Origin of the sequence: Nocardia salmonicida (assembly GCF_036142455.1) — a bacterium.
GTDB classification, from domain to species: domain Bacteria; phylum Actinomycetota; class Actinomycetes; order Mycobacteriales; family Mycobacteriaceae; genus Nocardia; species Nocardia salmonicida.
Genome location: NZ_CP108014.1, coordinates 2,114,996 through 2,133,917, shown reverse-complemented (window position 1 = coordinate 2,133,917; position 18,922 = coordinate 2,114,996). Strand labels below are relative to the sequence as shown.

At 64.8% G+C, this 18,922-nt stretch carries 19 protein-coding genes and 1 pseudogene; 8 read left to right on the top strand and 12 right to left on the bottom strand.

Features of this window, described 5'->3' with window-relative positions; genetic code table 11:
- Window positions 1-32: 32 nt before the first annotated feature.
- The 4 genes from OHS03_RS10120 to OHS03_RS10105 all read right to left on the bottom strand — a co-directional run bounded on the left by OHS03_RS10120 (window position 33) and on the right by OHS03_RS10105 (window position 4,965).
- Window positions 33-1,499, bottom strand: a complete 1,467-nt coding sequence (locus OHS03_RS10120; protein WP_084465292.1) for a fatty acid desaturase — start codon at window positions 1,497-1,499, stop codon at window positions 33-35.
- 252 nt (window positions 1,500-1,751) lie between these two features.
- Window positions 1,752-2,558 (bottom strand): LppX_LprAFG lipoprotein, encoded by an 807-nt coding sequence (locus OHS03_RS10115; protein ID WP_056819493.1) that lies wholly within the window; start codon window positions 2,556-2,558, stop codon window positions 1,752-1,754.
- 231 nt (window positions 2,559-2,789) lie between these two features.
- Window positions 2,790-3,332, bottom strand: coding sequence for a hypothetical protein (locus OHS03_RS10110; RefSeq protein ID WP_131817036.1), 543 nt, complete (start codon window positions 3,330-3,332; stop codon window positions 2,790-2,792).
- 184 nt (window positions 3,333-3,516) lie between these two features.
- Window positions 3,517-4,965 (bottom strand): helix-turn-helix domain-containing protein, encoded by a 1,449-nt coding sequence (locus tag OHS03_RS10105; protein WP_328662488.1) that lies wholly within the window; start codon window positions 4,963-4,965, stop codon window positions 3,517-3,519.
- Between the two features lie 157 nt (window positions 4,966-5,122).
- On the opposite strand from OHS03_RS10105, the gene OHS03_RS10100 reads away from it, so the two are divergent.
- The 4 genes from OHS03_RS10100 (at window position 5,123) to OHS03_RS10085 (ending at window position 9,672) form a co-directional block, all read left to right on the top strand.
- Complete coding sequence (locus tag OHS03_RS10100) at window positions 5,123-6,016, top strand: helix-turn-helix domain-containing protein (protein ID WP_328662487.1); 894 nt, start codon at window positions 5,123-5,125, stop codon at window positions 6,014-6,016.
- A 32-nt stretch (window positions 6,017-6,048) separates the two neighbouring features.
- The gene (locus OHS03_RS10095; protein ID WP_056819487.1) at window positions 6,049-6,873 is read left to right on the top strand and encodes an SAM-dependent methyltransferase; all 825 of its coding nucleotides are present in this window, start codon (window positions 6,049-6,051) and stop codon (window positions 6,871-6,873) included.
- A 55-nt stretch (window positions 6,874-6,928) separates the two neighbouring features.
- Window positions 6,929-7,342, top strand: a complete 414-nt coding sequence (locus OHS03_RS10090; RefSeq protein WP_328662486.1) for a hypothetical protein — start codon at window positions 6,929-6,931, stop codon at window positions 7,340-7,342.
- Window positions 7,343-7,551: 209 nt separating this feature from the next.
- Entirely contained in the window at window positions 7,552-9,672 is a 2,121-nt protein-coding gene (locus tag OHS03_RS10085; protein ID WP_328662485.1) for an acyltransferase family protein, read from the top strand.
- 89 nt (window positions 9,673-9,761) lie between these two features.
- Here the strand turns inward: OHS03_RS10085 and OHS03_RS10080 are convergent, their stop codons facing one another.
- Together OHS03_RS10080 and OHS03_RS10075 are read right to left on the bottom strand one after the other, a co-directional pair.
- Window positions 9,762-10,010 carry a hypothetical protein gene (locus OHS03_RS10080; RefSeq protein WP_328662484.1) on the bottom strand — a complete coding sequence of 83 codons (249 nt, stop codon included), beginning with the start codon at window positions 10,008-10,010 and terminating at the stop codon, window positions 9,762-9,764.
- A gap of 14 nt (window positions 10,011-10,024) precedes the next feature.
- The gene (locus tag OHS03_RS10075; RefSeq protein WP_328662483.1) at window positions 10,025-10,690 is read right to left on the bottom strand and encodes a TNT domain-containing protein; all 666 of its coding nucleotides are present in this window, start codon (window positions 10,688-10,690) and stop codon (window positions 10,025-10,027) included.
- A gap of 182 nt (window positions 10,691-10,872) precedes the next feature.
- On the opposite strand from OHS03_RS10075, the gene OHS03_RS10070 reads away from it, so the two are divergent.
- A complete protein-coding gene (locus OHS03_RS10070; protein WP_328664160.1) occupies window positions 10,873-11,127 on the top strand; it encodes a DUF1214 domain-containing protein in 255 nt (84 codons plus the stop codon).
- Window positions 11,128-12,343: 1,216 nt separating this feature from the next.
- On the top strand, window positions 12,344-12,976 hold the full coding sequence (locus OHS03_RS10065) for an HAD family acid phosphatase (protein ID WP_328662482.1): 633 nt from the start codon (window positions 12,344-12,346) through the stop codon (window positions 12,974-12,976).
- 146 nt (window positions 12,977-13,122) lie between these two features.
- Here the strand turns inward: OHS03_RS10065 and OHS03_RS10060 are convergent, their stop codons facing one another.
- The gene (locus OHS03_RS10060) at window positions 13,123-13,398 is read right to left on the bottom strand and encodes a zinc-binding dehydrogenase (RefSeq protein WP_328662481.1); all 276 of its coding nucleotides are present in this window, start codon (window positions 13,396-13,398) and stop codon (window positions 13,123-13,125) included.
- Between the two features lie 129 nt (window positions 13,399-13,527).
- Window positions 13,528-13,971, bottom strand: coding sequence for a MarR family winged helix-turn-helix transcriptional regulator (locus OHS03_RS10055; RefSeq protein WP_328662480.1), 444 nt, complete (start codon window positions 13,969-13,971; stop codon window positions 13,528-13,530).
- A gap of 74 nt (window positions 13,972-14,045) precedes the next feature.
- Between OHS03_RS10055 and OHS03_RS10050 the strand changes: the two genes are divergently transcribed.
- The gene (locus OHS03_RS10050) at window positions 14,046-14,654 is read left to right on the top strand and encodes a TIGR03086 family metal-binding protein (RefSeq protein WP_328662479.1); all 609 of its coding nucleotides are present in this window, start codon (window positions 14,046-14,048) and stop codon (window positions 14,652-14,654) included.
- A gap of 63 nt (window positions 14,655-14,717) precedes the next feature.
- Here the strand turns inward: OHS03_RS10050 and OHS03_RS10045 are convergent, their stop codons facing one another.
- Both OHS03_RS10045 and OHS03_RS10040 read right to left on the bottom strand, forming a co-directional pair.
- A complete protein-coding gene (locus OHS03_RS10045) occupies window positions 14,718-15,995 on the bottom strand; it encodes a cation:proton antiporter (protein ID WP_328664158.1) in 1,278 nt (425 codons plus the stop codon).
- A 296-nt stretch (window positions 15,996-16,291) separates the two neighbouring features.
- Window positions 16,292-17,257 (bottom strand): ferritin-like domain-containing protein, encoded by a 966-nt coding sequence (locus OHS03_RS10040; protein ID WP_328662478.1) that lies wholly within the window; start codon window positions 17,255-17,257, stop codon window positions 16,292-16,294.
- A gap of 254 nt (window positions 17,258-17,511) precedes the next feature.
- Here OHS03_RS10040 and OHS03_RS10035 point away from each other — a divergent pair.
- Window positions 17,512-17,667, top strand: a pseudogene (locus OHS03_RS10035) (rhodanese-like domain-containing protein); the annotation flags it as partial.
- A gap of 280 nt (window positions 17,668-17,947) precedes the next feature.
- Here the strand turns inward: OHS03_RS10035 and OHS03_RS10030 are convergent.
- Together OHS03_RS10030 and OHS03_RS10025 are read right to left on the bottom strand one after the other, a co-directional pair.
- Window positions 17,948-18,244, bottom strand: coding sequence for an SDR family oxidoreductase (locus OHS03_RS10030; RefSeq protein ID WP_328662477.1), 297 nt, complete (start codon window positions 18,242-18,244; stop codon window positions 17,948-17,950).
- Window positions 18,238-18,750, bottom strand: coding sequence for a nitroreductase/quinone reductase family protein (locus OHS03_RS10025; RefSeq protein ID WP_328662476.1), 513 nt, complete (start codon window positions 18,748-18,750; stop codon window positions 18,238-18,240). Before OHS03_RS10025 ends, OHS03_RS10030 begins: the two co-directional genes overlap by 7 nt.
- Window positions 18,751-18,922 lie beyond the last annotated feature (172 nt).

The following is an 18,922-nucleotide window of genomic DNA, read 5'->3' as shown; positions in this document are numbered from 1 at the left end:
TTCGAGACAGATCAGAGGTGGCAACGGCCGGGTCAGACGGTTCCGATGCCGGAGAAGCCCTGCGCGGTGTAGGTGACGCAGGTCTTCAGCGCTGACGGTGCGCAGTGTTCGCGCACGAAACCCCACCGGTTCTCCTCGGCCGCACGAGAAGGTGCGAGCAGGTAGGTCCGGCACAGCTTGGGGAAACGATCTCCGAAGAAGCTCTTGGCGGGCAGCCACTCCACGCCGAACTTCGCGGCCTCCTCACGCACCACGTTCTCCGAGGCGATATTGGCGAACCCGCTGCGCTGGAACGGAAGTACGTGGTGCGCCCGGTGCGAGCTCAGCCCGGCCGAGAGGAAGCAGTCGACGTACTTGTTGCCGACCACGGTCAGGTCATAGGCCTGCTCGAGCTGGTTCACCGCCCAGTCCTCGGTCTCGGTGTGCAGTTCCTCGGTCGGGACCTCGAAGTCGTGGCTGGCCACCACCATGAAGGTGCTGATCCACAGCGTGATCACGAATTGCAGGCCCCAGGCGAGCAGATCGCCCGCGAAGGCGAAGGCCACGAACTCGGCCACCAGCAGGAACCGCATCCCGAACGAGCCGATGAAGTGCGGCAGCGCGCCGCGCCAGCTGCCGTACATGTCCTTGATGCCGACCTTGCGGGTGAGCCGGCAGACATCGAGGAGCCGAATGATCATGCCCGTCAACAGATGTCCGAACTTGTGCACCGTGTGCACCGGCACCCGGTACAGGCGCGGAATCTGCATCATCATCGTGAAGACGTTCTTCTTGATGTCGACTTCACTCTGGGTGTGCGGGTGGTGCAGCAGCGCGTGGCCGTCGGCGGTGACGAAAGACAGTGCGACATAGTTCATGTCGAAGGCATTGACCGCGTATTTGTTCAGGCCCTTCTGCGCGCGGTGGATCGCGTAGTGGCCGAAGCCCGCCAGCGAGCTGCGCAGCAGCACCATCGCGATCACGAAGGCGGGCAACGGCATCCAGCTCGTGTCGTAGAGACGCAGCGCCTGCACAGCGATGTAGGCGAAGATCAGCACGCCGACGACGATGTCGAAGGCGCGGTCCATCCGCTTCAGTCGCGCGGCCAGCTCGGGCTCCTTGAGCCGGGCCTTCACCTGGTGCAGCAGATCGGACTTGTTGTCGAACTTGTACTTCGGGGTGTCGTCCCAGCTGTTGAAGCCGTCCTTGAACAGGAAGTCGGGGGCGTTGTTCTTAGGATGGATGTCCTCGGGCGTGGCATCGCGACCGAGACTGTAACGCTCAATCATCCGCCCGATTTTTTCCGGATCACGGTGGTAGGAACCGATGATCGAGGTGATATCTCGATTCTTCGTGCGGCCGATGAAGAATTCACCACCTGGATGCTTGGAGATCCACTCGCTCAGGTCGTAGGCTCTTCCGTTATAAACCCATACGTTGTTGACGGGAGGACGACCCCCCGGGCCCGGCGGTGGCGGGAGCTCGCGCTCCGCTTCATCAGGTCGATCATCGATCGTCATTAGTTCTTCCTCCGTGTCCGATCGGCTTCCGATGCGTGTTGCCTGCCGACCAGCGTCCCGACACGTATAGTCCTTGTGGCGCCTTGCATCTCGCTGAACATTCTCTTATTGGATGCGCACTCGTGCGTTCGTGATTCGTTTACCGCTGACGACACCCAGACGACACACCGGCCCGGGGCTGCGGAGGGCACTGCGTGCCAGGTTCCGCTGACCCCGGACCGGTGTGGGTTGATCCGGTATTACCGGTGAATATCAGCCGGCGGGCTTGATGATGTTGACCGGCTTGGCCCAGTTCGACAGGCCGACGGTGACCTCGCCCTGGTCCTTCTTCACTACGGCGCGAACAAGATTCGGGCCGTCGCCGGTGGAGGCCGCATCCGAGGGCTTGGTGGAATCGGAGGCAGGCGGGGCGGTGTCCTGGATCCACACGGTGATCGGCATGGTGCCCGCGTTCTGGCCGATGCGCGGCACGATCGGGTCGATCACGGCGGCGTCGATGGTGCCGGAAACCTTGACGGTGTTGATGCCGTCGATCACCTCACGGCCCTCGGTCTTCGCGTTCTGGATATTGGCGATCACATTAGCGATGCCTTTGTCCTTGTCCAGGATGACGCCCGGATCGTAGACCTTCTCGGCCGGGCCCGCGGGCACGTAGCGGCCGCCGGTCTGGGTGTAGAGGACCTTGTCCACCACAAGGAATTTCGCCTCGGTGAAGGAGGCTTCGGGGGTGAGCTTGACCTTCGCCTCGCCCATCGCCGCGCCCGAGCCCTGTGTCTCGTTGGTGACGTCGGCGGACACGGTTTCCACCGGCAGGTCGGGCAGGTTCTTGACGTTGATCTTCAGGTGCACGTTGTGCAGGGTCTGCGTGGTCTTCGCCGACTCCTTCACGATCTGCGCGCCCTCGGGCAACTGGCCGGTGGGCGCCGGACCCGCCGTGGTGGCCGAATCGTCTTTCGTGCAGCCGGATACGAGAGCCGCGCAGACCGCCGCCGCCGCGACGACCGAAGTGATGCCGGAACGTCGCGCGAAGCGCCGACGCGAGGTGGGGTTCGGTGCCATGTCGATCAAGTTTCATCCCCTGGAGATGGTGGTATATCGGTATAGGGGCAGCCGAAGACCTTCATCTCGTGCTCCCCCCGACGGCGATATTACCCGAGGAATTCGAATTGCGAACCCTCTGCGCGCACTGACTATTTCGGCTCTCCGAGACCGTGCAGTGAACCTCGTTACCCCAGGTCAGACGACCGCATGGCGGCGCCGCTGAGCCCCGATGCTGTGCTGTTGCCCTCGTTATCGGACAGGTTGGTTGCCCCGCCCCAGCGGTAGCGCGACGCGCAGTGCTCGAATGTCGTCGACCAGATCGGCATAGCCTTCCTGGACTTGAGCGAAGCGCAGGACGGCATGGTGCTGGTGCTCAGCGCTCTTGGTGTGGCGCAGTGTCCATTGAACCTGGGTGTAGTTGTCGGCTACGTGGCTGATCACCTCGCCGAGGGAATGGGTGTGGCGACGGCCCGAGGTGGGACGAGGAAGGTGACACGACGCCCACTCGTCGATCAGGCCGATGACGGTGTTGATCCGACCGCTGGTGACGGTGGCATCGAAGTCCGCCGGCCGGCGGGTGGTCGATACCGATGCGGTGAGCAGCGTCGCATGCAGATCAGCAAGTTCGCGCGCCCACTCGATCAACGGGGAACCGCCCTGCAGATTCCCGGCGACGGCCAGCAGTAGCTGGCGGGCTTCGAGCAATCCCTCCGCGGTCCGTGCCCGCACGTCGGCCACGCCGCGGTTGTCAGGCGTCGCGGTGGAGCGGCCCGCGTGCCTCACTCCGTTCATTACACACACCCGGCGCACTGGCGTCTGGCCAAGTCCCGCTGGCCACGTCTAGGGGTCGTGGTGATCATTGTTCGATTACATCCCCAAACATTTTCTGCGACAATGACATTCGACCGGACATGTCCTCGGTGGCGCCATGCGCGGATGACATCGACCGAGCTCGCCTGGAGGCGCGCCGGCATAGCTAGGCGGTCGCGAGGCGGTACCGAGGCGTCGAACGCGGAGCGTGCTGGTCGGTGCGAACTGTCCGCCGGATCACCTGGCACATCTCCCGCACATCGGATCGCGAGGACGCGAGGGTCGCGACATGCACCAGTTGCCCCAGTCGGTCGCCGACTCGCCTGCTGTCGACCTGGCCGGTCATGTCCAGCGCAGCCGCCGCGAACGAGACCGCATCATCGATCTGGCCGAGGCGGAAGGTGCCGGTGGCGACAGTGATGTTGTCGAACAGAATGCTGCGGACCGGTCGTCCCGGTGTGGACGCGGCCAACGAGGCTCGGGCGGCGTCGACTGCTTCGACTGTGTAGCGTTCAGCGGTCTGTCCGCGGGCCGTCAGGGCGTACTCGTTGTAGATCACCGATTGCATACCGGTGAACTCTCCGGGGGTGAAGAACACCCGGGTCCACGGCTCGACGGGGTCTGCGACCCTGCCGATCGCTTCCTCGGCGCGCGAGAGCGCGGTCCGCATCCGGCCGACATCGCCCATCATGGCGTGCGCCCATGCCTCATTGGCATACAAGCGGGCCGATTCCCCACCGCCGGCGGCGTCTTGGGCGGGCAACTGCCCGAGTTGGAACATCCGCAGGGCAACGCGTGGGTCGCGCTCGATCAAGCTGATCCGACCCAGGACATAGAGCGTCGAGGCCACCAGGCTGTCCACACCCGCCCGCCGCGCGGAAACCAGGGCCAATGTCGCGAATTGACGGGCGCGATGTTGATCGCCGATGTCGTGGTAGGCCCATCCGATCAGCCTGGCCAGGTCGGCGGTGGCGACCAGCAGTGAGTGCGCGAGTGCGGTGTGTCCGCGGTACTGAGCCAGCAGCGCGGTGGTCGATTTCAGAAGGTCGACAGCCTTGCGCGCGACTGAGCCGCCCCCGTGTCGCTGGTCCTTTTCCCGCAGTTCCGCGATGGCGCTACGTACGACATCGAGATCGAGCTGCGTTGTGTCGCTGACGCTCTCGGGACCGTCGAGAGACGGCAGCCAGGGCGTCAGGATGTCGGCCGAACCTACGACGGCGGTCGCGAGGGCCTCCAGCAGAGTCGCATTCGCGCCGCGATGCGTCCCGGCACCGGAAGATTCGGGAGACTGTGACCCCGCCGCATCAGCGATCCCGACAGCCGGGGCCGGGGGTACGGAGTCGATCTCGGGTATCGGTGCGCCGAGCACAGCCAGCAGGCTGCGGTAGGTCTTGCTCGGCCTGCGGACCTCGCCGAGTTCCCAGCGCGCGACATGGCGTTCCGAACACGCGACATTGATGCTGTCGCGACGAGCACGATCGTTGATCATCTCGGCGAAATCCCCACGGCTGAGCCCTAATCGAGCGCGGCGATAGGTCCGAAGTCGCTGTCCCCAGCTGTTCACGGCCCCAGCGTCGGGATAGCCGCGCAGGGTTTCGGAGTCGGTGACGTCCATGAGTGGGCCCCACTCTTGTTGCGCCGCAGGGTATGTCACAGTCCGGACTCACCCTCTGACTTGTTCGCCAAATAATCTTGGTTGATAATCTAACCTGATAATCAGGATTGCGAAACTGGTGGCATCCGTTGCCCAGCAGCCCGATACGGTGGGATCCATGGCACGAACCGCACGAAAAGTGCTGCTAGGTCGCGAGATCGACGCGCTCCTGCGGCGGTCTCGAACTACCCAGGCCGACGCGGGGAAGATGATCGGGGTCAGCCAGTCGCGGATCGCGGCGGTGATCAGCGGCACAGGCAACCTGAGCGCCCAGGCGCTCGACGAGCTGGTCCGAAAGCTCGGCGTCACCGACGAGGACTACATCGCGATTCTGCTCGATCTCCGCGAAGACAGCCACCGCCGCGGATTCTGGAACTCCGGTTATCGCCGTGCCTACATCGAGGAGCTACGGCTACTCGTCGACCTCGAGGATGTGGCCGATCGTCTGCGCGAGACCGGTGCCGAGATAGTTCCCGGCCTGCTGCAGCACGAGAGCTACATCCGCGCGCTGCACGAACCCCTGCAACCCGACCCCGACGATCCGGGCGCGGTCACCGTCGACGACTACGTGCAGGCCCGCATCGCACGTCAGCGAATCCTGCTCAAGCGGGGAGCACCCGAGTTCCACGCCATCCTGTCGGAGTCCTGCCTGCGCCGCACCTACGGCGGGGACGCGGTGATGCTCGCCCAGATCACCCATCTGCTCGAGCTGTCCCGCCGCCCCAACATCCAGATCCAGGTCATGCCCTTCACCCACCAAGCACCCGGCGCGGGCATGGAGGACCGCTACATCCTGGTTCGCGTGCCCTCCCCGGGGGCCGCCGGCGATCTCGAGATGGCCGTCATCGAAGCCCAGGGCGAGATCCGCTACATCGACGACAAACCCGCTGTCGGGATCCGCGACAAGATCTTCAACCGCCTGACGATGACCGCGTTGAGCCCCCACGACTCCCGTCAGTTCATGGAACACCTCGTCCGCGGACTCCGCAGCCGACCGACCATCCAGCGATAGACCGGCCCCACCTCAACCGCAGAGGAAACACGATGTCCGACAGTGACTTCGAGCCCCGCCCCATCGACACCAACAAGCCCAGCTCCGCACGCATCTATCACCACATGGTCACCGGCGAGGTGATCTTCGAATCGGATCTGCCGTTCATCCAGCGGCTCTACGCCGATATCCCGTTCTATCCGTTGTGGGCCCAGCACAATCGCCGGTTCCTCGGCCGCGCCGTTCGCCACATGGCGGGCACCGGAATTCGCCAGTTCCTCGATATCGGGTCCGGCCTGCCGACCGGCGGCAACACCCACGAAGTCGCGCGCGAGCTCGCCCCCGACTCCCGCGTCGTGTACGTCGACAACGACGAAGAAGCGATCAACCGCGCCCGCGACCTGCTGCGTGAACAAGGCGTCACCGACACCGCGACGATGGTCGACGCCGATCTGCGCGAGCCCGGGCGCATCCTCGCCCACCCCGACACCCAACGCCTGATCGACTTCAGCGAACCCGTTGGGCTGCTGTTGGTTTCGGTGCTTCCGTGGGTCACCGACGCCAGCGAGCCCGGCAAGATCGTCGCGCAACTGCGCGATGCGCTGGCCCCCGGTAGCCACATCGCGATGACCCATGTGTCCCTCGAAGACGCGGGCCCGGAGATCAAAGCGCAGGTGGCCGCCGGTGCTGCGGTCTTCACCGATGCCAGCACACCGGTCACCCTGCGCACCCGCGCCCAGTTCCAGACGTTCTTCGACGGGTGGACCATCGCCGACCCTGGCATCACCTACGCCACGGACTGGCGGCCCGACCAGCCGATCGACTACGACGACTATGCCCGCCCCTGCAATTTCGCCGCTATCGGCAGCCTGCCGTAGTGTGCGCCCGCGCTGTCGGCAACGTTGCCGACAGCGCTGTTCGAAAGGATCCACCATGTCGTTACCGACACCGCCCGCTCATCATTTCCGTAAAGCGGCCGCCAGTTCCCCACAACAGGCGTGCGTGATGGTCTACCGCGACAACCACCGCACCATCATCTGGGACGACAAACTCGCCGGCCCCGTCGACACCGCGACGCAACCGGTCCCACTCGATGAATGCCTGACCCTCGACCACCACCAGTTCGAGGCCCTGCAAGCCGCGATCCGAGCAGGCCGGCCCATCCGGGGAGCTCTCGTCGTCGCTCGAAGATTCGACGGCCTCTACGAATTCAGCGCCGCGCCGGAGTGCAGAGCATCAGCCGGAACCGCCCGCCTCTTCTTCGATCGCCTCGAATACACCGCGTTCGTCCACGCGGTGCGCCACCGCGAGTTCGAACGATCGACCTTCCTCTCCCCCGCCGCGTGACCGATCCTCGGATCCGTCGAGCTCTGCTCAGATCTTAAACGGCCTGCGGGCTCACCGCCGCGATGGTGTAACTCGTTGCGTACCAGCGCGAATGGACCTGGTGGTTTCGACCGTGATAGGAGAGTTGTCATGTCGTCGTCATCGTCCGTTCGCCGGGGAACCGGCTCGCCTGTGCCTGATGTGATCTCGGCAGGGTGGTGTCAGCGGTTGTGACCGATGTTGACGCCGATTCGATCGACTCGACCGAGCAGGCTCGCCTCGCCATCGCGACGCGAACCAACCGTCAGTGGGAGTACCGCTTCGATCTGGACGGCTTGCGGGGGCTCGCGATCGCATTGGTCGTGGTCTTTCATGTGTGGTTCGGTCGTGTTTCCGGCGGTGTAGACGTCTTCCTGGTGCTTTCGGGGTACTTCTTCACGGGCTTGCTGCTGCGTCGGGCAGCGGCGTCGGAACCGTTCTGGGCGTGGTGGGTCGTGCGCCGCACCCTGCGCCGACTCGTCCCGGCCATGACCGTCGTGCTGGCGGCGGTCGTCGTCGCGTCGGTGCTGTTGCTGCCGTATACGCAATGGTCGACAGGGGCGGCACAGGTTCTTTCGTCGCTGTTCTACTACCAGAACTGGCAACTCGCCCTGACATGGTCGGACTACCTGGCTGCTGATCCTTCGGTCAGCCCGCTGCAACATCTGTGGTCGATGTCGGTGCAGGCCCAGTTCTACTCGGTTGCGCTGCTGGTGGTCGCCGCTGTCGCCTGGTTGTGTACTCGGCTCTCACGACCGGGTCGAGTTCGCCCCGCTGTCGGCGCGATCGTGGTCGCGGTGTCCGTGGCCTCCTTCTGCTACGCCGCCTATGGCACCGCGACGAATCAAGGATGGAACTACTACGACAGCTTCGCCCGCGGGTGGGAATTGTCGGTCGGCGCCGGGCTCGCCGTCGTCGCGCCTTCGCTGGTGCTGTGGCGGCAGGTGCGTGTCGCGCTCTCGGTGCTCGGCGCTCTCGGTGTCGTGCTGTGCGGGTGGCTCATCGTCGACGGCGCCAACCGTTTCCCGGGGCCCGCGGCCCTTCTCCCGGTCTGCGCGACGGCTGCTGTGATCCTGTCGGCGATGCGGCTGCGGTATGCCGACTGGCCGTTGGCGAACCGGCTACTGGCTCACCCGGCCATGCGGTGGCTCGGCGATATCGCCTATCCCCTGTACCTGTGGCACTGGCCGATCCTGATCTTCTTCCTCGCCGAACGCGGGAACACCCACGCCGGGCTCGTTGGCGGCACCGGGGTGATCGGGCTGTCGGTTGTCCTGGCCTGGATGACACACCGCTGGATCGAACAGCCACTGCGGCAACGCACTACGCGCATCGACACACCCGATGTCAGGCATTCACGATCGCGACATCTGGTCGCCTCCACGGTCGCGGTGTTTCTGGTGGCGACCATCACCGTCACCGCCGGTTGGCAGTTCACAGTGGCCCAGGTGCACCCACCGGTCGCGGTCTGGGAGCTCGACCCGGCGAAGTACCCGGGTGCGGAGGCGTTGGCCTCCGGCGCGGCGACTCCCGCCGAGCCGATGCGGCCCACCGTCTTCGACGCGCCCACCGAAGTCCCCCCGCCCACAGCGGACGGGTGTATCGCGGACTGGGACACCCGCGACGTCGTCAGCTGTACCTACGGTGACCCGGAGGCCGATCGGACGCTGGCACTCGTCGGGAGCTCCCACGCCGAACACTGGCTGCCCGCACTCCAGGTGCTCGCCACCGAACACTCGTTCCGCATCCAGGTGTACTTGAAGATGGGCTGCCCGCTCACGCTCGCCGAGGACGCCACATACAAAGGCGAGCCCATCCCCGATTGCCGGTACTGGTCAACCGAAGTGATCAACCGCCTCGACGCCGACCGCCCCGACTGGGTTTTCACCACCGGAACACGGCCCCGCGACGAAGGCGGCGACGAGACTCCCGCCGACTATCTCGCCGTCTGGACGGCACTGTCGGATCGTGGTCTCAACGTGGTCGCCATCCGCGACACCCCGTGGCTGCGCCGTGGAACCGTCCGATACAAAGCCACCGATTGTTTGGCAGGCGGCGGGAACCGCAGGAGCTGCGGCATGCGCCGCGAAGACGCGCTCGACCCGATCAACCCAGGGCTGCAACCGGCTTCGGCGTTCCCCAGTGTCTTCCCGATCGACATGACGGACGCGGTCTGCGAGCCCACGCTGTGCGCGGTGGCGGAGGGCAACATCCTGATCTATCACGACGAGCACCACCTCACCGCCAGCTACTCCCGGTCCCTGGCCGGACCACTCGGGCGGGAGCTGCAGCCGATACTCGGGTGGTGGTGAGGCGGCCACTCGCTCAACTGAGTGCAGCTGCAGTACTAGGCCGACCCAGCGGGTGCCGCACCGAATTGTCGGTGCGGCAGCAGTTTTCGTCAGTTCGATGGTGCGCCGGTGAGCGTGTTCAGCATCCATTGGGCGGCATCGGCTTCGGTGTCGAAGTTCGCCCGCACGTCGAATCGTCCACGCTCGTAGGCACCGACCTCCCAGCCATCGTCGGAGCCGGGTCGCAGGAACCAGAAGTCGGTGGGGGGTGGACTGGTTTCGTGAACGTCGGCGATCTGGAACGACTCGGAAGGCAAGCCGGCGGCGGTGAGGGCGTCGGCGAGTTCATGGCGATTCATGGTGGGCACTCCGCTCAGGAAGGTCGTTCTTCGACGAGGTAGCCGTTCTGCAGCAGCCAGGTGACACTCAGGGCCGGACCGGCTTCGGGGAGGTAGTTCGACTCCAGTTTGTACTGGGTGCCGCCGCCGGGCTGTTCGAACCACGCCGCGATCGGGCCCGCGTCGACCTGGAACGGTTTGAGCACGCAATACAGGTGGTAGTTGCTCAGCGGTGTGCCGGTCGGGGTGTTCAGGTTCTGCGGCGGTAGGGCGCGGGCGGCAAACGAGTCACCTTGCGGTGCAAGGAATTTGCCGCCCGCGTAGCCGAAACGGTCGACCCGTTTACCCGGTGGCAATGCCTGCGGGTGGCGCATGGTGTGTCCGGCGCGCACGACGAATCCGTCCTCGGGTGGGTAGATCCACCACCCCTGCTCGGTACGGTATTTCGCGACGAACTGGTCAGCATCCAAGGCCCCGAACCGCTGATATCCAGCCAGGAGCGGACCGACCGGTGGCTGCGTCGGCAGCGGGTCGGGACCGAGATACTGGCGGTCGTCGTCATAGAAAGTGGTGGTCACCGGCGCGGTGTCGGGAGTGCCCGGACTGCACGGTCCAGCCGGCGCGGCCGTACCGACAGCCGGTGACCCGGAGAGCAACGCGACCAGGGCGGAAGCTACGGCGAAAATCGATCTCGAGCGCATGCGATTTGCCTCCTCGATGGATCGGAACCCGTTGGCGCTCATTACATCATCTCGCCGCGCTGGATCGAGGCTTCGCGATGGCGATTCGCCCAAAATACGGCTGATCCGCGTTGAGGACCTGACGGACTTGCGGAGGTTCGCCAATGACGCTGTCGCCGGATCGAACTCCGGCGACGGGTTGAATCTTCGCTCCGGGGTGTTTACCCCGGTCCAGGGATGCTCGCGACCGAGTCGAACTTGCAAATCGCGACGACGGCAGCATGGAGTTGCACTTCGGACCGACCCCACCCACCGCGGGCGAGTCGAACTGGATTCCGACCCCCGAAGGACGCCGCTTGGAAGCCCTGTTCCGCTTCTACGGCCCCACCCCGCAACTCTATGACCACACCTGGATCCTGCCTGATATCGATGGCACAGCGACCAACCTTCGTCACTGACATCGGCCATCCAATGGTGCAGTAGGTAATTTCAATGCCTAGATGCGCATATCCATATTAATAGATGCCATCCCGAGTTGTTCAGACAATCCGGGCAGGCTTTCGACCCGCTGATATCAAAGTCAGCGAATGCGCATCCCTGCGAGAACCCGTCAACGATAACCATGTTACCCTGTCGTCCGTGCTGCTACGCCTGGGAGAACCCAGCGATACACAGCGCAGTGGCAGATCAGTTCTGCCTCCGGTCGATATGGCGGGCGAAGAACCTTCCGCCCTAGACGGCGATAAATCATCCGACGATCGGCGAGTCACGCCGCCATCGTCCCGCCGCACACGACCGAACATATTCACCACCACGTACATAAAGGCGACGCATGAACACAGAACCTGTGCGCAGATCGCTCACAGCGACAATTTCCCAGCGGCCGCTGGCGAAAGCTGTGGATGGCGGCAGTCCGGATCTGGCGGATGCCGTCTCCTGGCAGCCCTCGACCCGGTCGGCGCTCAGATCGCTGTCAACTCCACCCACCTGGACTGACCGCCGTATCGACATCGCCTCCGACGATTCGCGGTGGCTGCACAACGTCGTTGTACTTGACCCCGAAGGCCGGGGAAAGTTCTGATGTCACTGCCCGTATCTCCTCGCCCCGCCGAGCCCGACACTCACCTCCGAGTGATCACGGGTGGCCTGGTGGTCGACTTCCGCGGTTGCCGCACCGCCGTGCGCAACTTTCTGCACGACTGGCTTTCTCGCCCTCATCCCTCCATCACTGCCATCGAGATCAGGGGCGGATTTCTGCCTCACCGGCGTATGCCCTGCGAAGCGCTGTGGTTGAACCCGTAGTCGCGGCCACGCTGCTGGGCGCGTCAACATCGACAGTTGATGCCACACCGCCCAGTTTCTGATGGGCGTGCTACCAACGCGGTCCGGCCCTGTGCACCGCCCAGCAGTCTGCCAGCCCGATGTCGCGTGGACGTTCGACTGCTCCCTTCCACGTCGATGACGCGGTCATGCCGGCGCTGATGAAGGGGACAACTCGGCTGGTTCGGCGGAACAGTTCGGTACGACCATGCGCGACGGCATCGGCCAGGTGATCTCGCAGCGGTTGAACCGGGCCGAGGTGACCGACGCCGATCCTGTGGGCGCGCCCCGCAGCAGCCCCACAGCTCGGGATTATGAAGCTGCGTGGCTCGGTCCGCTGTTAGCGTGCGACAGATGAAACGTGTTACTGCATCGATCGTCGCCGGTGTCGCGGCTGCGCTCCTGGCTCCGCTGCCCGTCGCGGGCGCCGACACCGGTTCGTCGTCGCTGTCCGGCGGCGGTTCGTCCTCGCTGTCGGGCAACCGGTCCGAGCTGCCGCCGTACGCGCAGTGGATCGGCGAGATCACCCCGGTCGTGGCCGAGGCGAAGACCTATCTCGCCGGTCGGCTGCCCGGTGCGACCCGGCCCGCGATCGTCTTCGACATCGACAACACGACGCTGGAGACCACTTACAACACCGGCCTGATCATCCCGGCGATCCAGCCGGTGCTCGGCCTGGCGACCTGGGCGAAACAGAACGGCGCCGCAATCATCTTCGTCACCGGCAGGCCCGCCCTGGTCAACGCCTACTCGCAAGCGAACCTGACCTCGGTCGGCTACCCCGTCGACGCGCTGTACGGCAGCGCGCCGACCACGCTGTCGGCGGGCAATGCGGGCCTGGCCGAGTACAAGACCGCGAGCCGGGCCGACATCGAGAGCAAGGGCTACACGATCGTCGCCAATATCGGCAACAGCGCGTCGGACCTGTCCGGTGGGCATGCCGAGCGCACGTTCAAGTTCCCGGACTACAACGGCGCACTGAACTGATCCGCGTGGTGCGGCCTTCCGGCGCCGGGTAGATCAGTATCCGCGCGGCGCCGGGAGCCGTCATGGCGCCCGCCGACCAGCCGAGCGAGCCCGCTGGAGTCGCTGCCGTCGTGACCGCAACGCCCGCTACCTTGAAGGTCGTATCGTCAGTTGATGTCGATGACGATCTTGCCGCTGTTGTGTCCGGCGTCGAGGAGTCGATGGGCCTCAGCGATCTGATCGAGGCGAAGAACTTTCCCGATCCGCGGACGTGCCAGCCCGCGTTCGAAAACCGGGGCCATTTCGGTGAGCCGTGCGCGCTCCCGGGTAACGAAGATGCCATAGAGCGTCTGGTTGCGCTGATACAGGGAGTCGCGTGAACCGTCCGGAGCGAGGATCGTAGTCACCTTGCCGCCGTCTCGGGTGGCGGGCTGCGGATTCACCGCACCTTCGCGTACGAGCGCATCCACCGGATTCGCACTCGACGCATGCACCCGCGGAAGACAGTGGCCCCAGAAAGCCCGTTCAGATGCCGTGGCCAATATGACCCAAGAGGTGGTCGATGTCGTTCTTCACGGCTGCGAATTACCGGTACCGGTGCGGTCGGCGAGCAGTTGTAGTACTCGAAGGAAGGTGCGGCGATCGGCGGCGGGGACCTCGGCCAGTAGCCGCTGCTCCTGCTCCTGGATGTCGCGTTGGGTGTGGTCGCGCAGATTCGCGCCGTCGGGGGTGAGCCTGATCAGGTTGACGCGCCGATCGGCCGGATCGGGCTCACGCAGGATCAGGCCGCGCTGCTGGAGGTCGTCGAGGACGGGAATGATCCGGGTCTTGTCCGCCCGGATCGCCTTGGCGAGCGCGGCCTGGGTGTGGACGGGGCGTTCGTCGAGGCCGAGGAGCACCACGTAGGCCCACATCGTGAGCCCGTGCCGGTCGAGGATGGGCCGCTCCGCTTCGGTCAGCGCACGGCCGAGTAGTACGAGCATGGCCGCGAGATCCGGGCGGGTCGCTTTCGGCATGGTCGAAATCTACCGCCGGGGCGGATCGATCGATAACCCTTGGCAGATCATAAGCATGAGCGTACGGTAAGCACATGCGTACTATTTCGGACGAAGATCGGCTGCTGCTCGCCCGGCACGAGCGTGCCGTGCGACTGAGTATCGACGCGGTGGAGGCGGCTTCCGGCGCGTCCTTGTCGATCGAAACACCCTGTGCCGGATGGGATCTGCGTGCGCTGCTGGAACATATGGGCACCCAGAATCGCGGTTTCGCCGCAGCCGCTCGCGGTGGGAACGATCCGGCGATCTGGGTGGTGCACCACGCCGTCGATCCGATCGGTGACTATGTCCGGTCAGCTCACGACGTCATCGCAGCCTTCGCCACATGCGAGGCCCGTACCGTGTTTCTCCCCGAGATCCCACCGGGTCACTTCCCCACCGCGACCGCGCTCGGCTTCCATCTCATCGACAGCGTCGTCCACGCCTGGGATGTCGCCCGATCGGTCGGCCACGACATCGATGTGGACTCCGACCTGGCTCCAACGGCCCTGCTGATCGCCGAAGCGGTTCCCACCGGCACGGCTCGCCTTCACCCCCGCGCTGCTTTCGGCCCCGCACTCGAGGTCGCGGACACGACGGCAACCCTGTCCCGCATCGTGGGAATTCTCGGCCGCTCACCCGAGTGGCGGCCGGGCCGCGCGTAACAGCGCCAGCGGTGCCGCGGGTCGGAACGAATTGCCTGAATCGACAGTGCGTCAGGAGTTCGGCTAGGTCGGTGACTTACTGACACGTGCGTTCTCCAGGTACTGCATCACCCAGCCTGCGCTGGCGCCGTGAACGACCACGGACAGAACGATGGTGAACGCTGCGATCGCCCATAGCGCACCAGCTTCCGAGCGGAGGTCCGCCTGGGTCAGGCCGTACGCGAGGTAGTAGATCGAACCGATTCCACGGACGCCGAACAAGGCCGTGATGACGCGCTCCTTGGGCCTCATCCCGGCGCATCGCTGCAGTGCAAGCCACCCTGCGACAGGCCGAACGACGAAGACCAGAAGCATGCCGACCGCGACTCCCTGCCAAGAAAGAGCGGCAAGCAGGCCCGTGGTGAGTGCCGCTCCGAGCAGCAGCAATACGACCAGGGTGAGAACGTGTTCCAACTGTTCGACCAGACTGTGCATCTGTTCGTGGTATTCGCTGCCGCGCTCGATACGGCGAATAGCGATCGCGCACGCGAACACCGCGAGAAATCCGTAGCCGCCGACGAGTTCGGCGAGCCCGTAGACGGCGAACACCGCGGCCAAGGCGACGATCGGTTCCCCGCGGTCGGCGAGGCGTGCGTCTTCGATGGGGAATCGGAACAAACCACGACCGAGCAAACTTCCGACGATCCCGCCGACGAGGGCACCGACCGCGATCTTGCCGATGAGTTCCCAGGTGAACCAGCCGACGAACCAGGTCTGGACCGAGCCTTTGGTCGCGAGAAATATCGCCAGATAAACGAACGGGAAGGCCAGGGCGTCATTGAGGCCCGCTTCCGAAGTGAGCGCGAAACGGACTTCGTCGTCCTCCTCGGCTGAGCCGGCACCGCCGGGCGTCGGGCCCTCGACCTGCACATCCGAGGCAAGCACCGGGTCTGTGGGTGCCAGCGCAGCCGCCAGCAGCGCTGCCGCGGCAGGAGTCAGCGCTGCCGCCCACCATCCGAACACCGCTACCGCTGCGATGCACAGCGGCATGGTGATCAGCAGCAGGCGCCAGGTCGAGCCCCAGGTGCGCCACTGTAAGGGCCGGTCGATCGCGAGCCCGACACCCATCAGGGCCACGATCACACACAGCTCCGCGAGGTGCTCGATCACGGTGGGATGAGACAAGGGTGATACCGCTTGCAGGCCGCTGGGTCCGATCACGAGTCCACCGATGGCTCCGACTCCCAACATGAGCATCGGCGCGGTGATCGCCCGATCTTTGAAGAGGCGAGGAAGCGTCGCGGCCAATAGCAGTGCGATTCCGGCTGCAAGGTATAAGCGTTCGATATTGAAAGGGGTCATCGTTGTTGCTGCATCATCGCGCAAGTCACCTATCATTCGGAACAACCCGGATACCGACTGGCTCGTCCCGGCCCAGGCTACGAACGACTCGACAAATTGTTGAGCCCACTCGATGCCCGATGCCCTTCGCTAATTTCCACGCGGACTTCCCTCTCCGGCAACATTAAACAGCCCGCCGATGCTACGTAGTCGAACTTCGCGGTACCGGCTCAAGGCCCGGCGGACCAGCTCGGTCCACGTTTTGGACCCAAGGTAGGACCACCGCTGCACCGACGGGGTAGCTGTCAGGGGACTTCTCAGTTCAGCCCACTCACTTCTCGGGCGATCGCCGAGACACGGGTTTGCGCGGCCGAAACGACACCTTGCCGCGCCTTGTGCGCCTCCTCGTAGGCGAGGATCGTCCGGACTGCCGCGGGATCGGTGAGTTCCTTGATCGCTGCCACCGCCTGGGTGACATTCAAGTCGTCGTAGCCACTGATGGGCAGCTCACTGGGATCGAGAAGGCCGGCGGCGGTGCGCAGTGAATGCGTTGCCTCGGCGGTGGAGTCCGCGCCTTCACGCCGCGAGACCTGCTCGGTGGTTTCGAGAACGGCATCGCGCGAGGCCGCGAGGGTTTTCACGGCGACATCGCCCGCGTGCGCACCCCTGGCGAGCAACTCGCCCAGTGCCGGCGGGGCAGCACGGAACGTGTCCAACGCGCGGTCGATGCTGCGAGTAGACCACGTAACAGGGATATTGATCAGCTTCACCGCAGTCCCCGTAACCGCCTGAATCGGTGTTCGACGCAGAGCCGCGGGCCCGCCGAGCGCGTCCTCGGCGAGTACGGTCGTCAACCATGTGACGGTGGCCGTATGGGCGGTGATCAACCGCTGCGCCACTGCGACTACATCGGCGTTCTGAACGGTGGTCGCGAGTGCTTTGACGTAGCGGGCACGGTCGAGCAGCTGGTGTTCGAGGACGAGGTCTGCGAGCAGGGCTTCGTCGAAAGGTTGGGCTTGTTCGCCGATCGCCTTGACCGCTGCGGCAGCGCGTCCGATGAACGGGCCGATCCGCTCCGGCGCACCACCCAGTTCACGGATCGCGGCCTCGATGGCTTCTGCGCGGGCGCGGGCGTTGTCGGCGTTCTCAGCCAGTTCACGGCGTACTGCCTCAGTGCGAGCCTGTGCGATTCGAGTCTCGGCGATTCGGATTTCGGTATCCGTCAGATCGCGGATAACGCGCAGTTGCGCGAGCAAGGTCGTAGCGGTGTTGCGTGTGCTCATGAAGTCTTTCCTTCGATGTCGACGTCAGGGAGGCGCAACGCTGCACCACTATGTCGACTACCCCGCACTTATGATTCAAACATTGCGCCGCAACAGTTGTCGATCGCGTCCCGGGTGAGATATTGCAGAATTCGGCGTGAGCCCGGTGGGTAGCGCGGCACCCAGACCAGTGGTTGTTCAGCTGAACACTGATCAGCAGCAGGCGCTGTCGGCCGTGTGTTCCAGTGACGCGGTCGGGGCCGCGATTCCCGCTTTGCATGGAACTCCCCGAGGACCGTCTACTCATCACCTTCTGCACCAGCGGCCTTCGCTCCACGGGAGCGGCGAACCTCCTGGTCGAAAACGGCTTCGAAGCGGTCGACATGAGCCGAGGCCTGATCGACTGGCGCTCCGCCGGTGGGCCGCTCACCCCGCGAGAAGGGCGCCCCGACCAGGCCGAAGCCCGGAGCTCGGGCGTGCAGAAGTGTCGGTTCAGGACCATGGCTCGGTTTCCGTAGCGCTCAAACCCTGCGACGGTCCTTCAAGGGAAGGTGACGCTCGGTCGCTGGTCGGATCCGGTCAGTGACCGAACGTGCTCTCAGTTCCCGGCAGGGCAGACCATGCAATTCGCTCTGGCACAACGGATCTGGAGACCAGCGTCGGTCGGCACGGAAATATCTGACTCGGTCAGCAGCGTGCCGACCGGAAGCACTATCGTGCACCGTGATCGACTGCGGCACAGCCGATCTGGCCCACTCCGAGGACGGTACCGCCGCTGGCTTCGAGGGTTTGGACGGTAATCCACCGGGCGTCGTCGCCGACGAGATAGGAGACGATGTCGGCAATATCGGCGGGGTGGCCGACGCGCCCGAGGGCGTCGTTGGACGAGGCTTCGCGCTGACCGTCGGGGTTGTCGATGAGCCAGGCGTTCATATCGGCGAGTACACAGCCGGGGGCGACAGCGTTGACGGTGATGCCGCGCGGGCCGCGCCTGAGTGCACTCAGCACTCGCTGTCGAGGGTCAGCACGACCAGCGGCACGGGCCGGTCGATCTTGGACTGGAAGTCAGCCATCAGTGGGTTGTTGGCCAGCACCCAGGCTGCGAACTCGTTGTAATCCGCGCCTTCGAGCACCGTTCCGGTCGCCTGGTAGGTCTTGTCCCGGAGTTCGATGGTGACCTGCGGATTCGCCTTGATGTTGTACCACCAAGCCGGGTATTTGTCCTCGATGAACGAGCTCACGTACATGGTGTCATCCCGGTATAGCGGGCCCAGTGGAGTCGTGTGACGCTTGCCGCTCTTGGCTCCGGTGGTGGTGAGCAGGACGAGGTCCCCGCCCGCGTAAGCGCCGCCCACCTTGCCCGAGTTCTCCCGAAACTCGGTGATCACATCGGCATTCCAGTTGGCGATGCTGCCCTCTTCGTCCCACGCCTGGTTCCACGGCGCGTCCGGATCGTTGTAGGCGGTAATGTCGGGCTTATTCAGCTGTCCCGCAGTGGATTCGGTTTCGTTCATGATTCGAGTATGCCGCTGATATAGGACAGCCTGGCGTCCTAGTTCGACGAGGGCGCGCCATGATTTGCCGCGCCCGGCATCGCGAACTCGGGGCGCAATCGCCGACTGCCCAACCATACCGCTGAGTTGGTCGCGATCTTGCGAGCCGGCAGACATTCAAGACTCAGGGTGC

Excerpts from the sequence above, each read along its gene's own strand:
- OHS03_RS10120 (WP_084465292.1), bottom strand. The coding sequence starts at position 1,499 with ATGACGATCGATGATCGACCTGATGAAGCGGAGCGCGAGCTCCCGCCA.
- OHS03_RS10115 (WP_056819493.1), bottom strand. The coding sequence starts at position 2,558 with ATGGCACCGAACCCCACCTCGCGTCGGCGCTTCGCGCGACGTTCCGGC.
- OHS03_RS10110 (WP_131817036.1), bottom strand. The coding sequence starts at position 3,332 with ATGAACGGAGTGAGGCACGCGGGCCGCTCCACCGCGACGCCTGACAAC.
- OHS03_RS10105 (WP_328662488.1), bottom strand. The coding sequence starts at position 4,965 with ATGGACGTCACCGACTCCGAAACCCTGCGCGGCTATCCCGACGCTGGG.
- OHS03_RS10100 (WP_328662487.1), top strand. The coding sequence starts at position 5,123 with ATGGCACGAACCGCACGAAAAGTGCTGCTAGGTCGCGAGATCGACGCG.
- OHS03_RS10095 (WP_056819487.1), top strand. The coding sequence starts at position 6,049 with ATGTCCGACAGTGACTTCGAGCCCCGCCCCATCGACACCAACAAGCCC.
- OHS03_RS10090 (WP_328662486.1), top strand. The coding sequence starts at position 6,929 with ATGTCGTTACCGACACCGCCCGCTCATCATTTCCGTAAAGCGGCCGCC.
- OHS03_RS10080 (WP_328662484.1), bottom strand. The coding sequence starts at position 10,010 with ATGAATCGCCATGAACTCGCCGACGCCCTCACCGCCGCCGGCTTGCCT.
- OHS03_RS10075 (WP_328662483.1), bottom strand. The coding sequence starts at position 10,690 with ATGCGCTCGAGATCGATTTTCGCCGTAGCTTCCGCCCTGGTCGCGTTG.
- OHS03_RS10065 (WP_328662482.1), top strand. The coding sequence starts at position 12,344 with ATGAAACGTGTTACTGCATCGATCGTCGCCGGTGTCGCGGCTGCGCTC.
- OHS03_RS10055 (WP_328662480.1), bottom strand. The coding sequence starts at position 13,971 with ATGCCGAAAGCGACCCGCCCGGATCTCGCGGCCATGCTCGTACTACTC.
- OHS03_RS10050 (WP_328662479.1), top strand. The coding sequence starts at position 14,046 with ATGCGTACTATTTCGGACGAAGATCGGCTGCTGCTCGCCCGGCACGAG.
- OHS03_RS10045 (WP_328664158.1), bottom strand. The coding sequence starts at position 15,995 with ATGACCCCTTTCAATATCGAACGCTTATACCTTGCAGCCGGAATCGCA.
- OHS03_RS10040 (WP_328662478.1), bottom strand. The coding sequence starts at position 17,257 with ATGAGCACACGCAACACCGCTACGACCTTGCTCGCGCAACTGCGCGTT.
- OHS03_RS10025 (WP_328662476.1), bottom strand. The coding sequence starts at position 18,750 with ATGAACGAAACCGAATCCACTGCGGGACAGCTGAATAAGCCCGACATT.